Below are 14,099 nucleotides of genomic sequence, written 5' to 3' on the forward strand. Positions count from 1 at the left end.
TCGATGATCTGACTGCTGAGATCCAGGCCAAGCCCACCTAGACCACAATTGGTGGCGTGTCCGTCAGCCCGGGCGGGCACGCCATCGCCCCATGCCCACTTGACAAACCACACCACATATCAGATTGAGGCTTCGCATCATTCGCCCAGGCCGATGCCGGCTACCGCACTTGGCGCGGCTTTGGTCACCAAGGTGCGGCGGTGGGAGCGAGACGCTGGAGGGCACTTTCCGCACCGACCACGAGGCGGTGCTGTTCGTCGAATACACCTTTGGGCCCGGCGATTCCGTTAGACAAATGATGAGTCCTTGCTCGCCGGGTCTCAACCTTCAAGCACTCTTGGATCTCTGGCCTTTGCTGCCGGCGTCGAGACGGGCGGAGTGCAGCGAACGGGAATTGGCCCGCCCGGGACCGAGTGAGGAGTCGTCAGCGGCATGGCGTATCAGTTCGTTGAGACGCCACCCCAGCCAGCTCACAGGGCTTGCTGGGGCCAAGAGGCTCGGACAACCTCACGGGCGCAAGGTTCCAATTGGAACCACGTAGACGCCATCGGCGCGGCGCGCTGCGAACCCGCTGCCCGTAACCACCGCCATGAAGGCGGGTGGACCTGTGACCTTGGTGTCGATTTGGTCGACGGCGGCCGCGAGCGAGGCTGCCGCCCGCTCGGTTGCTCGCGTGCCCAGCTTGATTTCACAGGCGCCCCAAGACCCATCGGCAAGCTCAATGATCGCGTCGATTTCGTGGCCATTTGAGTCGCGATAGTGGTACACCTCGCCGCCAAGCGCCTGCGCGTAGACCCGAAGGTCGCGGATTACCAGCGATTCGAAGAGCAGCCCCAGGGTGTTCAGGTCGCCGGTTAGCCTTTCTACGCCAGCCCCGAGGGCGGCTGCCGCCAGCGATGGGTCCGCCAGATGGCGCACTGGCACGGTTCTCAGGGTGGCTCGGGAGCGCAATGCCGCTGACCAAGCGGGCAGATCATCCGACACCATAAGCTGGTCCAAGGCGTGCAAATGGTCGATCACTGTGCTGCGCGAAATCGTCTGATCCGCGCTCTGGCCAACGTCCGTCGCAATGGCCCGTACGGAGGTTGAGGACGACTCCGCCCTGGCCAATGAACGCAACAGCCGCCGCACACGAACCGGGTCACGCTGCCGCGCGGTGAACCTGGACAAATCGACCTCGGACAGAGCCCGCAGATGGCTGCTCGCGAAGGCTCGCGCGGCTGTCGCAGGCTTGCCAACTGTCTCAGGCCAACCACCACGGACAATTAGGTGGGCCATCTCGCCCACCGACCGTTGGTCCAGGTCAGCTCCAATGGCGTTTTGCTCGATCAGGTCCTGCAACTGGACCTGGCCGGTTGAGTCGCCGGATTCCCACAACGACATTGGTCGCATCCGGACCCAGCCAAAACGGCCGGCCCCGGAGTGGGTTCTAGCCGTCTCGGTAGGAGTCGCCGAGCCTGTCAAGATGAACTGTCCAGGGAGTTGGCGAGCGTCGACCTCGCGGCGTACCAGATCCCACAGTTCGGGCCGCAGCTGCCATTCATCCAGCAGTCGCGGCACCGGCCCGCGCAGCAGCAAGGCGGGATCCGTTTCCATGGCTACTTGGACAGTTGGATCAACGTCAACGTCGAGTCGGCTTGAAGCCAGGTTGGTGGCCGTCCAGGTCTTACCGCAGGCCCGCGGCCCTTCCACGACCACAGCGCCAAGACCAGTCATAATCTGAGCTAGCTCGGCGTCGACCAGGCGCGGCCGGTACTTGCCTTCAGTTTCCACAGGCCAACTATACCAAAAGGAGTGCCGAAACTAGACCAAAAAGGGCGCGGAAACTGTACCAAAAAGAGGCGTCAAGCCGAGCCAAACGTGAGTGGCGCGGCCGCAGGCCTGACAATCTGGGCCTCCTCGTCCAGGTGCGAAAGTCTATAAGCCTAAGTGCGCAGATCTACAAACCTGAGTGCGCAGATCTACAAACTAGGGCGAGAGCTGCCCCAACTCGCATTGAGCCCAGCGCGGGCAACGGAATGGCCAGCCTCGCTGGCGAGGTTGGCTTCACAGGTGATCGGGAGCTTCATGGCGGACGGGCCTGGAGCGCCTTGGCCGGGCGGGGCGCAGAGCGGCGAGGGGGAATTGTTGGCCGATGACGTCAGTTTGCTTGGGCGTCAAACCTGCGGCTGAAGCGAACACTGGCCAGGAATCCACCGCGTCCAACACGGCGTTGATGCTCGATGCGGCGCGAGGAATGGCGAAGCGGTCAGCCAGCGCCAGCAGGTCAGCCCGGCTGATTTCCGCAAAGCGACCATCCACGCCCATCAGGTGTTGATTGGTCCAGACCCCGCGGGGGTTGTAGGCAAAGGTGACATCGTAGGCCGGTGCCAGCTGCCACTGTCCACCCTGGGGCAGGAGAAAGGCGAAGTTCTTCGAGTGATCATCGCAATTCATGGCCGCTACGTTCAAAACCGCCCGTCGAAACGCTTCTGTCTTGGCGTCATCGGACAAGCCGAGCTCATCAACACATGCGAAATACTGGGCGTAGTCGTTGGCGCCGCGCAGGCGAAAGTCGACCGCCGCCATGGCACACAGGGTCTGCATGTGAACCTTGCCACCGTCAGCGTCCCGGTCAAAACGGCGAGACATGAAATGCGCCCGGCCGCTCTCCTCCAACAGGTCGGTCTTGGGCACGGTGATGCCGGCCGCCCCAGCCATGATCGAGTAGGCGTACTCGATGCGGCCATAGACCTCGGTCGAACCGAGCTGCTGGTCACGGCCAATCCCATCGAACTTCAACAGCCAAGGCTCAAAGCCGGCGGCCGGCGGCAAGTGGCCTGAGCGAATCTCCCTGGTCACTGGGTCCAAGTTGAAAATGGCCTTGGCTCGCTGCCCGCCAGCAGAGGTGCCGACGTTGATGATCTGTTGCAGCGCGGCGCTGGCCTGGGAATCGTCGATTAGCGATCCGTGCACAGCCGCCCGGGCGGCCACAACCAACTCTGATAGGTCAATCGCGGTTGGCCTGGTTTGCCTGGGGCCGGTGTCGGGGACAAACTCCAGCGCACCCATGCCACGCGAGCCGAGGTAGGCCAGCCGGTCCAGCGCGGTGATTTGGTCGCGGCCAACACCTTCACGTGCCATCCAGGCGTCGATTAGGGCGTTGCCAAAATCATCTGGCAGCGAATCGGTCAGCATTGGCGGCAGGCCCAGCCAGGTGTCCAGCGACAGCGAAGGAAAGGTGAAGATCCTGTTGTTTGGCTGCGGGCGCATTAGCAGGGGTGAGAGGTCCAGCCTGTGCCGGGCCGCCTCGGGCGTGAATTCAAAGACATAGTGACGCGAAGGGCCCAAAGCCAGGGCGCCGATGGGCTGGCCCCAGGCTCGGACCTCGACAATGTCAACTGGCCTGTAGCTCACCTACGCCTCCGGGAGACCCTTTGACGCCGGGGCGGCTGGCCACGGCGTTGGCGCAGCAACTCAAGCGGCGAGGGGCCGTGCCCGTGCGGGTCGAGCTGGTCTAGCCAGTCCTCACGGCCGAGCGCTCGGACCACGGCCACCAGGGTCGCTAGTGACACCGACCCCCCGGCCTCGAGGCGGCGGATGCTGCTGACCGAAGTACTAACAACATCGGCCAGGTCTTCTTGTGACAGGTCAGCAGCGATACGAAGGGCACGGGCTTGGCGGCCCAGCTCCTGCTGCGATTCCAAGGTCGACCTGGCCATAGACATAATCTATCAGAATTGCCGGATTCAAGGGCAACAACGGTCTAATCGCTCAAATACGAGTAATTACGGCGTTCGTGGATGAGTGGGATCGTCCGCCTGGACCCACCGCCTGGCTGTTGATGCTGCCGAAGAGCCGGGCCTGTAGCGGACACGGGCCCTTGCCTCAACAAAAACGGCTAGTCCCGGGCGAAAACGGGCCAAGAACCTCTACGATTTGCCGCAGGTGGCGCGGCGGGTTAGGTTTGCCCTAGGACTATCGACAAGGTCGTCGGACCGACAACCTAACACCTTGCCAGAGACGAAAACTACAGAACGGAGTCACCCTCATGTCAACTGCGACGGAGAAGGCAATCAAGGCGAATCCTGGCCCGCTGGGGCTACTTGGTTTCGGCATGACCACCGTATTGTTGAACATCCACAACGCTGGCTTTACGGCCAACACTCCAACGATCATTGCCATGGGGATCGCGCTTGGCGGTCTGGCTCAGATCATTGCCGGAATTCTTGAATTCCAGGGCGGCAACACTTTTGCCGGCACTGCTTTTACGGCCTACGGCCTGTTCTGGTGGTCACTGGTCCTGATTTGGAAGGACCCGCTGGTCCTGGCTGCGGGAGACGGCGCCAACACCTCGTTTAGCTGGTACCTCATGCTTTGGGGCTTCTTCACCACCGCCATGTTCATTGGCACGCTGACCCACAACCGCGCCACCCAGGTGGTCTTCTTCACCTTGGCTGTGCTGTTCTTTGGTCTGGCTGCCGACCACTTCACCAACACAACTGAGGCCGCTTTTGGCCACGCAGTCGGTTATTGGGGCATTTTGTGCGGCGCCAGCGCTATCTACAACGCATTCGCCCAAATCATCAACGGGGAGCACGGCCGCCAAATCCTGCCGCTGGGCTGACGGATAAGCTCGACTGCTCTGCCCCGCGCTGGCTGAGTCGAGCACCGGGTGAGTACTGCCAAACCCGCGCTGGCTGAGTCGAGCGCGGGGTTGGTGCTGCTAAGCCCCGACCTCGCGGACTAGGATGCCGCCAGGTCCTGCCGCTTGGCCAGCCTATGACGCTGGCCGGCCCTCACCTCGAATGTGGCAGTTACGCTGTTTCGCCCAATCGTGTGGTGTCGTTACTCGGGTTTTGGTCGCTGAAGCAAACCTCTAACCTGGGCGGTTACTTGGAGCTGAGTAGCCGAAACGATGTAACTACACCACTCGATGAGGAGTTATGGTGTAACGACGCCCCAGTTTGTCTTCGGCTCCTAGTAGCGGCAGATTGGCATCAGCTCAGCCAGGCCGCCCGCGGCAAACCAAAGGGGCGGGACCCCAAGGCCCCGCCCCTTTCGCGTCTCCTAGTGGAGAGGTGGGCTCACTTACGCTTGGCTACTGGCACGTAGTCGCGCGAGGTGTAGCCGGTGTAAATCTGGCGCGGACGGCCGATCTTGCCGGCCGGATCCTCGATGCCCTCACGCCACTGCGCAATCCACCCGGGCAGGCGGCCCAGGGCGAACAGCGGGGTGAACATGGTGGGCGGGAAGCCCATGGCCCGGTAGATGATGCCGGTGTAGAAGTCGACGTTCGGGTAGAGCTTGCGCTGGATGAAGTACTCGTCGTTTAGGGCGACTTGCTCCACCTCGTAGGCGATGTCGAGCAGTTCGTCCTTGATGCCGAGTTCCTTCAGCACCGCGTCGGCGCTCTTCTTGACGATGGCCGCGCGCGGATCGTAGTTCTTGTAGACCCGGTGGCCAAAGCCCATCAGCTTGACCCCGCCCTCCTTGTTCTTGACCTTGGTCATGAAGTCTTGGGGGTCAATGTTGTTGTCGCGAATGAAGGCCAGCATGTTGAGCACAGCCTCGTTGGCGCCGCCGTGCAGCGGGCCGGACAGGGCCCCAACGCCGCCGCTGATCGACATGTACAGGTTGGCCTGAGCCGAACCGATCAAGCGGACAGTTGAGGTTGAGCAGTTCTGCTCGTGGTCGGCGTGCAGAATGAGCAGCACCTCGAGTGCCTTGTAGAAAGCGTCGGGTACATCGAACTTCTCGCCCGGCAACTGGAAAGTCATGCGAGCGAAGTTCTGGACATAGCTCTCGCCGTGGTTCGGATACAGCAGGGCGTTGCCTTGGGCCCGGCGGAAAATGTAGCTGACCATGGTTGGCATCTTGGCCATCAACAACACCGTGGCGAGGTTGACCGCCGTGGGGTCCAGCGGGTCGATTGACTCGGGATAGAAGCCGGCCATTGTGGTAACGGCAGCGGCCAGGGTGGCCATTGGGTGAGCGTGGCGTGGCATCACAGAGAAAATCTGACGGAAGTCATCCGACAGATACATATGCTTGTCCACCCGGGCCTCGAAGGCCTCCAGCTCATCCTTGTTCGGCAATTCGCCGCGCATCAGCAGCCACGCTACCTCCAGGAACGTTGACTGCTCGGCTAGCTGCTCGATCGGGTAGCCGCGATACTGCAGCACACCCTTGTCACCGTCAATAAAGGTGATTTCCGAGTAGCACGACGCGGTGTTAACAAAGCCGGGGTCAACCGCGACTAGCCCGGTATCCCGCATCAGCGGTGCAACGACAATGCCATCGTTGCCTTGCGCGGCCTGGACGGTATCCAGGCCAAGTTCATTTTCGCCAACCTTCAGGCTGACGGGAGGTAGGTTCTTCTTGGCAGCCATCGATGTGCACTCTCCTCTTCGTTGCGGACGGGACGTTGAAAGACCCTGGGGTCATGGCAATTTGCGCCTTTTACAAGTGATTATGCCCTACCTGGGGGCGATTCGCGCACCTGCTGGCTAGGCAGCTTTATCGGTGCAGGTCAGGGCCACAAAAACCTGCCCCAGGTGACCGCTTTGGCAGAAATGGCCAGGAGGAACCAGGATTCGCGGCTTGACCAGCTGCTTTACCGGCTTCTAAGGCAGTGGCTGCGGCCGGCCGGCGGCCGGCGACCTGGCTAGGGTCCTAGACCTGTGGCGGCAGCGACGCTACCAGCGGGGCGTCAAAGTCTTGTTCACCGGTCTTGTAGGCGCCTCCGGGAGAGCCCAAGTCATTGAAGAAATCAGCGTTGTCCTTGAGGTACCCGCTCCATTCCTCGGGCAGGTCGTCCTCGTAGAAGACAGCCAAGGTTGGGCAGACAGGTTCGCAGGCTCCACAGTCGACACACTCGTCAGGCTGGATGTAGAGCGAACGAACGCCCTCATAGATGCAGTCCACAGGGCACTCATCGACGCAAGCCCGGTCTTTGACATCAACGCATGGCTGGGCGATCACATAAGTCACGGTGGACCATCCTACGACCTCACCGCGCTGGCCTGACACCACTGACCGCTTGGAAGTTTGACACCAGCTTCTGTTCCACCCGGCTGTTGTCCAGCAACGTTGTGGCCCGGCAGCGTGACCTGCTACATCAGCTGGGCGGGCGGGGGAGGATCAGTTGTGGTCGACCGGCGAAGCGCGCGGCTTTGGGAACGTTTTGCCCAACGGTTCCGGGCCACGGCGGGGCTAACTGGGATAATTGGCGGGTGACGTCCTCACCCGACCCGCCTGAGGAGATCAAAGCCCCTTGGCCGCGCCGTCAGACCCGCCGCATCATGGTGGGCGAGGTGCCGGTAGGCGCCGGCGCTCCGATTTCGGTTCAGTCAATGACAACCACCGTGACCGCTGATGTCAGCGCCACCCTCCAACAGATTGGAGAACTAACCGCGGCCGGTTGCGACATTGTCCGCGTCGCCGTGCCAACTCAAGACGACGCCGATGCGCTGGCAGAAATTGCCCAACACTCGACCATCCCGGTGGTTGCGGATATCCATTTCCAGCCAAAGTATGTGTTCGCCGCAATTGAGGCCGGTTGCGCCGCTGTTCGGGTCAACCCGGGTAACATCCGCAAATTCGACAATCAGGTTGGCGCAATCGCCAAGGCCGCCCACCAAGCCGGGGTTTCACTGCGGATCGGCATCAACGCCGGCTCACTTGAGCCGACCCTGCTGCAAAAGCATGGCTCTGCCACCCCTGAGGCCCTGGTTGAATCCGCCATCTGGGAAGCATCGCTGTTTGAAGAACACGGCTTCACCGACTTCAAGATTTCGGTCAAACACCACGACCCGGTAGTCGTGATCAAGGCCTACGAACTGCTCTCAGCCAAAGGCGATTGGCCCCTACACCTTGGTGTGACCGAGGCCGGACCAGCCTTACAAGGCACGGTCAAATCGGCCGGCGCTTTTGGCGCGCTGTTGAGGGCCGGGATAGGCGACACAATTCGCGTCTCGCTTTCCGCTCCGCCGGTCGAAGAAGTCAAAGTCGGCACGCTGCTACTGCAATCGCTGGGCCTGCGCCAACGCCAGCTCGAGATTGTCTCCTGCCCCAGCTGCGGACGGGCCCAGGTCGACGTTGTCACCTTGGCCCAGCAGGTCGAGGCGGCGCTAAGCGATATCAAGGCGCCGCTGCGCGTGGCCGTAATGGGCTGTGTCGTCAACGGGCCCGGCGAAGCACGCGAAGCCGATCTGGGTGTGGCCTGCGGAAACGGCAAGGGCCAGTTGGTGGTGCGGGGCGAGGTCGTTAGAACCGTGCCGGAGGAGGAGATTGTGCCGGTGTTGGTAGAACAAGCCCGGGCCATGGCCGCCCAGTTCTTGGGCGATGACTGAAGCGTGTCGATTGTTGTCAGGAACAGTCGCCCGCGCCTGAAGCTGCGGGTTCTGCGGCTGAGCCAGCTGGCCGCGGCGATCGAATTCTGCCGGCAGGCCGGTCCCAGCGGAGTGCTGGCCGGGGCCCGAATCCTCGACCGCCAGTCGGGTCGTTTGCCGGCCGGCGAAGTTTGGGCCATCACCGCCGGGCCAATCAGGGCCGGCGGAATTGACGAGCACCGCCGGGTTAGGGCACTGGCCTGGAGTGGAGCCAACCTTATGCCGGTCGGCGCCAACACCGAGCAAGCCCAGGCCTTGGCCCGCCACGCCGCCGGGCTTGGCCAGCGGCCATGCGCCTCGATAGTGGGCCCGGCTGAGGCGGTAATGGCCATGTGGCAAATCCTGCGGCCAGGCTGGGGCCAGGCCCGGGACATTTGGTCAAACCAGCTGCTGATGGAGATTTCCGGCCCGCCACTGGTGGCGGCTGACCCAAGAGTCAGGCTGGCTCGGCCGGATGAGGCAGACCAGGTTATCCCCGCTGCCGCCGCCATGTTCGCCGAGGAGCTTGGTGTCCCGCCGCCGGGCCCAAGTGGCACATACAACGCCTTTGTCCGGCAAATGGTTGCCCACGGAGCCATTTACGTTCGAATGGCTGAAGGAGGCCAAGGCGTCGAGTTCAAGGCTGATCTGGGCGCCGTCCTGGGGGATATTGCCCAGGTGCAGGGGGTTTGGACCGACCCAGCCCTTCGGGGCAAAGGTCTGGCCAAGGCCGGAATGGCCGCCGTCGTGGCCCAGACCAGAGCCAGGGGGACACCCCGGCTATCGCTCTACGTCAACTCCTTCAACATTCCGGCTGTGGCCGCCTACCGCCGGGTCGGATTCGAACAGGTCGGCACCTTCGCCACCATCATGTTCTAGGGACGCTTGAACCTTCTGGTCAGCTGGCCATGGCCGCGCTCGGCAGCAACTTCGCAAATATCCACGCGCCGGCCAGGTGCTCAGACCCGGCCTTCCTACTAATCCGCTCGCTTGGGCCTGGCGCCTGGCCTCGCAATCAGCCTCGCCCTGGCGTTTCTAGCTGACCGGCGGGCAGTTGGACCCGCCTGTGTAACCTTGAGCCCGTGTTGTCAATGAGCTCGTTGTTTGTCCGCACGCTGCGCCAAGACCCGGCTGAGGCCGAGGTCGCCTCACACAAACTGCTGGTCCGCGCCGGCTACATCCGCCGCGCCGCCCCCGGCATCTACACCTGGCTGCCGCTGGGCTTGAAGGTCCTAGCCAAGGTCGAGGCGATTGTGCGCCAAGAAATGGATGCAATTGGCGCCCAGGAGGTCCACTTCCCGGCCATGTTGCCGGCCGAGCCTTACCAGACAACCGGACGCTGGCAGGACTACGGGCCCAATATGTTCCGCCTGAAGGACCGCAAAGAGTCTGACTATTTGCTGGCTCCAACCCATGAGGAGGTCTTTACTCTGCTGGTCAAAGACCTGTATTCGAGCTACAAAGACTTGCCGGTGGTGCTCTACCAGATCCAGACCAAGTACCGCGACGAAGCCCGGCCGCGGGCCGGTTTGCTGCGCGGGCGCGAGTTCATCATGAAAGACGCCTATTCGTTCGACATGGACGATGCCGGTTTGTCAGTTGCCTATGAGGCGCAGCGCGGCGCCTACTGCCGCATTTTTGAACGCCTGGGGCTGGATGTGGTTGTGGTTTCGGCCCAATCCGGGGCCATGGGCGGGTCTAGGAGTGAGGAGTTCCTCCATCCAACCGAGGCTGGAGAAGATACCTTTGTGCGTTCGCCTGGTGGCTATGCCGCCAATGTCGAGGCTGTTACGACAACGCCACCACCGGCGCGCGACTGGGCCTCGCTACCGGCCGCGCATGTCGAGGCGACCCCTGACGCATCAACTATCGAAACGGTGCTGGCCCAAGCCAACCAGCTCTACCCCAGAGCCGACCGGCCTTGGCAGGCCAGTGACACGCTCAAGAACGTCGTGGTGGCGGTGGTACAGCCAGATGAGACTCGGTCATTGCTGGCCGTGGGCCTGCCCGGTGACCGCGAGGTCGACCTAGTGCGCCTGGCAGCGGCCCTGCATCCAGCCGAGGTTGAGGCGGCCACTGAGGCCGATTTCGCAGCCCATCCAGAACTGGTGCGTGGCTATTTGGGTCCCCAGGCGCTGGGCCTGAACGGACCAGCCGGCGCCATCGACTACCTGCTTGATCCTCGAGTGGTAGCCGGGACCAGCTGGGTGACCGGAGCTAATCAGGCCGGGCACCACGTCTTTGACCTGGTGGCGGGACGGGACTTCCTGGCCGCCGGGCAAAGCGCTGGGCCGGGCGAAGATGCACCGGTACAAGCGGTGGTCGAAGCGGCCGAGGTGCTGGCCGGCGACCCGGCGCCGGATGGTTCTGGCCCGCTCGAACTGGCCCGGGGGGTCGAACTGGGTCACATCTTCCAGCTTGGACGCAAATACGCTGAGGCCCTTGACCTGCGCGTGCTTGACCCGAACGGCAAGCTGGTGACTGTGACCATGGGTTCGTACGGTTTTGGGGTTAGTCGCACGGTGGCGGCGCTGGCCCAGTCCTTCCATGACCAGCGCGGTCTGATGTGGCCGGCCCAAGTGGCCCCGGCTTTGGTCCACCTAGTGGCCACGGGCAAGGATCCGGCCATTTTCGCCGCTGCCTCTAACCTGGCCGGTGAACTAGAAGCCCTGGGCATCGAGGTGCTCTATGACGACCGGTTGAAGGTTTCGGCCGGGGTCAAATTTGCCGATGCCGAACTGCTGGGCCTGCCCTTCATTTTGGTAGTTGGCCGGGGCCTGGCAGACGGCCTGGTCGAATTGCGGATCCGGGCCACCGGCCAGGTCCAGGACTTGCCGCTGGGCGATGCGGTGAGCGAACTCAGCTCCCTAGTAACCGCCGCACTCGCCTGAAAGTCAGCCGGAACTCGAAAAACCCCCCCGCTGACCAGCCTTAACCCGCGAGAGGCGAGCTTTCGCATAGTCGGTCGTGCAGGACCTCGGTGTCGCGCTATTTGGGCTGGTCAAGAGGCAGTTCATGCCAAAGCTCGATCTCGCGGGCGGACGGGGCTGCGGTTTGGGTGGCGGGATGATGTCAGGAGACAAAGGGCCAGGGCGGCAGCTCGGCACCCCAGCTGTGGGCCACCAGCAGTTGCCAGGTGATCAGGTCCTCGGCCCCAAAGTCGTAGGGCAGGGCGGTGTAGTGGCTGGCCAAGGTCAGTTCGATCCGGGCCGCAGCCAGTGCCACCGTCAAGTCGCCGTTCAGCCGCTCAATCTGATAGGCCGGCTGGCGTGGGTCGGGCGCCTCGGCCCTGGCCAGCCCCTGGGTCAGCGATGCGGCCCTGAGGCGGTGGAGCTGAGCTGAGGCGACCAGTTTGGCCCGCTCTGGTGATTCGGTGCCCTCGGCCGTCAAAGGCGAATTGGCCGCCAAATACTCCTGCAGGAAACCGGCCTGGTCCTCGGCCAGGACCAGGTCAGTCAATAGCTCCGGATCAAGGCCAAACAGCCCGGTCAGCTCGGGCGAAGCTGGCACCTCACCGGCCTTCATCCGGCCCAGACCGGCCGTCAAAGCCAGGTCCACCCTCAGCGCGCGTTGCATCGCGACTAAAGAGGCGGCATCGGCCGTATTACTGGCGGCCAAACGCAAACCCAAGGTGCCGGCCCGCCCACAATTGAGCACCAACAGGTCCAGGTCGCAGCTGGCTGGCCCGGCCAAGTCAGCCTGACCCAATTGTTCCGCCCAGGCCGCGGCGTGAGAGGCCAGCAGCTCCAATCCGGCGCTGTTGAAGCCTTCCGGCGGATCGTCGTTGCAGGCCTCGGCCTGTGAGGCCAAAGCGGTCACGGCTAGAGCGAAATCGTCTTCGATTTGGTCTGGCGCCGGCGGCAGAATCGCCGATCCGGTGGCGCAGGCGCCAAGGCAGGTACCGGCGGCGACCAATAAGGCCACGATCAGGCTAGGTTTGCCCGCCAAAGTGCGACGGGTAGGCCCCACGCGCCTAAGGAGGGTTTTCATCGCCGTCATCCTCGCACGCTTTGGCCGCGGAAGGGTGTCAGGGGCGCGGCAGTGCCATAGACTCGACCCACCGGGGCGGAACCGAGAGGGCGTCCGGTGCGGCGTCCTGGGAGGCAAATATGGATATCAACATGGCAGAGCTTAGAGCTCTGGAACGCGAACGCGAGATTCCCCTTGATGTCCTGGTGCCCGCCATTGAACAGGCCCTTCGCCTGGCCTACGAGCGCACGCCGGGCGCCGCCCAAGCCGCCCGGGTTGAGTTGAACCGCAAAACCGGCCACGTCACGGTCTGGGCGCAAGAGCTGGGCGAAGACGGTTTGGTCCACCGCGAATGGGAAGATACCCCAAAGGGCTTTGGCCGGGTGGCGGCGGCCACGGCCAGGCAGGTCATCGTGGCCCGCCTGCGCACGGCCGAGGACGCCCAAGTGCTCGGTTCGTTCCAGGGCCGCGAAGGTGATGTCGTGGCCGGGGTGATACAGCAAGGCCGCGACCCCCGCATGGTCCAGGTCGACTTAGGTGGCGTCGAGGCACTGCTACCACCACACGAGCAGATCCCGGGCGAAAGCTACCCGCACGGCGAGCGCATCAGGGCGCTGGTGTTGGATGTCACACGCGGCTTGAAAGGACCTTCAATCACGCTGTCACGGTCCCATCCTTCATTGGTCAAACGGCTATTTGCCCTGGAAGTGCCGGAGGTGGCCGATGGCCGGGTCGAAATCGCCTCGATTGCCCGCGAGGCCGGCCACCGCACCAAAATCGCTGTCAAAGCGACCCAGCCAGGGGTTAACGCCAAAGGCGCCTGCATTGGCCCAATGGGCGCGCGGGTTAGGGCCGTCATGGCCGAGCTGGGTGACGAAAAGATAGACATAGTCGATTTTTCTGAAGACGCGGCCAAGTTTGTGGCCGCAGCCCTGTCCCCGGCCAGAGTCAATTCGGTCACGGTGCTCGATGAGAGAGCCAGGGCCGCCAGAGCCGTGGTGCCGGACTTCCAGTTGTCGCTGGCGATTGGCCGCGAGGGCCAAAACGTCCGCCTGGCGGCCAAGCTGACAGGTTGGCGCATCGACATCCGCGGCGATCAGGTGGGGCCAGAAGGCGGCGCCGCGCCTGGTGCCCCGGCCGGGCGGACCAAGGCGGCCGATGCCGCTGGCCCCAGTCAGCCAGCGGCGGCGGCTTTGGCTGCGCCGGCGGCCAAAACGGAACCGGCTCCTAAGTCGCCCCCTGACTAGGGGCAAAGCCGATAAAAGCAGACGGCCTTGCCTTGGGCTAGACTATTCCGCGGCCGGGCTGCGGTTTCGGCGCTGACAACTGATCCCACCTGAGGGTGCTGATGGCTTCTACTGTGTGGCGGATGTGTGTTGGCTGCCGGGGACGCGACCCGAACACCGCACTGGTCCGCGTGGTGGCCAAGACCGTGACCGGGACAAACGTCCTGGTGGTCGACGGCGCCGCGCGACTGGAGGGCAGGGGTGCTTGGGTGCACCCCAGGCCTCAATGCTTGCGCCAAGCGGTCAGCCGGAGAGCCTTTGTGCGTGCCCTGCGCCTAACCGGTGCGGTCGACGCCAGCGCGCTTGACCAGCTGGTCGAAGGCCAGGCGGCGGGCAGTCCTGGTTGACAGTGCGGTGGCTGGAACAACAAAACCGTCAGTTGAGAACGGGTGGAAGAACGATGGACACGCAATGAGTGCCCCGAGATGAGGACCCCTAACTAGACGGCTCGCCCCTGCCTTGGGACGAGCCAAGACAGGAGCAAAGTGCAAAA

Annotated in this window: 12 protein-coding genes; 6 read left to right on the top strand and 6 right to left on the bottom strand. The window is 63.3% G+C overall.

The window, feature by feature from the left end; translation table 11 throughout:
* Positions 1–507 precede the first annotated feature (507 nt).
* From FWD29_08435 to FWD29_08445, 3 genes are all read right to left on the bottom strand, one after another.
* Positions 508–1,773, bottom strand: coding sequence for a DUF4143 domain-containing protein (locus FWD29_08435; GenBank protein MCL2803956.1), 1,266 nt, complete (start codon positions 1,771–1,773; stop codon positions 508–510).
* Positions 1,774–2,046: 273 nt separating this feature from the next.
* Complete coding sequence (locus FWD29_08440; protein ID MCL2803957.1) at positions 2,047–3,396, bottom strand: type II toxin-antitoxin system HipA family toxin; 1,350 nt, start codon at positions 3,394–3,396, stop codon at positions 2,047–2,049.
* Positions 3,393–3,701 carry a helix-turn-helix domain-containing protein gene (locus tag FWD29_08445; GenBank protein MCL2803958.1) on the bottom strand — a complete coding sequence of 103 codons (309 nt, stop codon included), beginning with the start codon at positions 3,699–3,701 and terminating at the stop codon, positions 3,393–3,395. The genes FWD29_08440 and FWD29_08445 overlap by 4 nt, the downstream gene beginning before the upstream one ends.
* 329 nt (positions 3,702–4,030) lie before the next feature.
* Between FWD29_08445 and FWD29_08450 the strand changes: the two genes are divergently transcribed.
* Positions 4,031–4,606 carry an acetate uptake transporter gene (locus tag FWD29_08450; protein MCL2803959.1) on the top strand — a complete coding sequence of 192 codons (576 nt, stop codon included), beginning with the start codon at positions 4,031–4,033 and terminating at the stop codon, positions 4,604–4,606.
* A 460-nt stretch (positions 4,607–5,066) separates the two neighbouring features.
* Here the strand turns inward: FWD29_08450 and FWD29_08455 are convergent, their stop codons facing one another.
* The gene (locus tag FWD29_08455; GenBank protein MCL2803960.1) at positions 5,067–6,371 is read right to left on the bottom strand and encodes a citrate synthase; all 1,305 of its coding nucleotides are present in this window, start codon (positions 6,369–6,371) and stop codon (positions 5,067–5,069) included.
* Between the two features lie 283 nt (positions 6,372–6,654).
* On the bottom strand, positions 6,655–6,972 hold the full coding sequence (locus tag FWD29_08460; protein ID MCL2803961.1) for a ferredoxin family protein: 318 nt from the start codon (positions 6,970–6,972) through the stop codon (positions 6,655–6,657).
* Positions 6,973–7,283: 311 nt separating this feature from the next.
* On the opposite strand from FWD29_08460, the gene ispG reads away from it, so the two are divergent.
* The 3 genes from ispG to FWD29_08475 all read left to right on the top strand — a co-directional run bounded on the left by ispG (position 7,284) and on the right by FWD29_08475 (position 11,242).
* Positions 7,284–8,333, top strand: a complete 1,050-nt coding sequence (gene ispG, locus FWD29_08465) for a flavodoxin-dependent (E)-4-hydroxy-3-methylbut-2-enyl-diphosphate synthase (protein ID MCL2803962.1) — start codon at positions 7,284–7,286, stop codon at positions 8,331–8,333.
* A gap of 3 nt (positions 8,334–8,336) precedes the next feature.
* Positions 8,337–9,230: a GNAT family N-acetyltransferase gene (locus FWD29_08470; protein ID MCL2803963.1), complete on the top strand. Its 894-nt coding sequence runs from the start codon at positions 8,337–8,339 to the stop codon at positions 9,228–9,230.
* A gap of 212 nt (positions 9,231–9,442) precedes the next feature.
* On the top strand, positions 9,443–11,242 hold the full coding sequence (locus FWD29_08475) for a proline--tRNA ligase (protein ID MCL2803964.1): 1,800 nt from the start codon (positions 9,443–9,445) through the stop codon (positions 11,240–11,242).
* Positions 11,243–11,423: 181 nt separating this feature from the next.
* Here the strand turns inward: FWD29_08475 and FWD29_08480 are convergent, their stop codons facing one another.
* Positions 11,424–12,341: a hypothetical protein gene (locus FWD29_08480; GenBank protein ID MCL2803965.1), complete on the bottom strand. Its 918-nt coding sequence runs from the start codon at positions 12,339–12,341 to the stop codon at positions 11,424–11,426.
* Between the two features lie 119 nt (positions 12,342–12,460).
* On the opposite strand from FWD29_08480, the gene nusA reads away from it, so the two are divergent.
* Positions 12,461–13,567: a transcription termination factor NusA gene (nusA, locus tag FWD29_08485; protein MCL2803966.1), complete on the top strand. Its 1,107-nt coding sequence runs from the start codon at positions 12,461–12,463 to the stop codon at positions 13,565–13,567.
* Between the two features lie 101 nt (positions 13,568–13,668).
* A complete protein-coding gene (locus tag FWD29_08490; GenBank protein MCL2803967.1) occupies positions 13,669–13,953 on the top strand; it encodes a YlxR family protein in 285 nt (94 codons plus the stop codon).
* Positions 13,954–14,099: the final 146 nt, after the last annotated feature.

It is taken from the genome of Micrococcales bacterium (genome assembly GCA_009784895.1).
Lineage (GTDB): Bacteria > Actinomycetota > Actinomycetes > Actinomycetales > WQXJ01 > WQXJ01.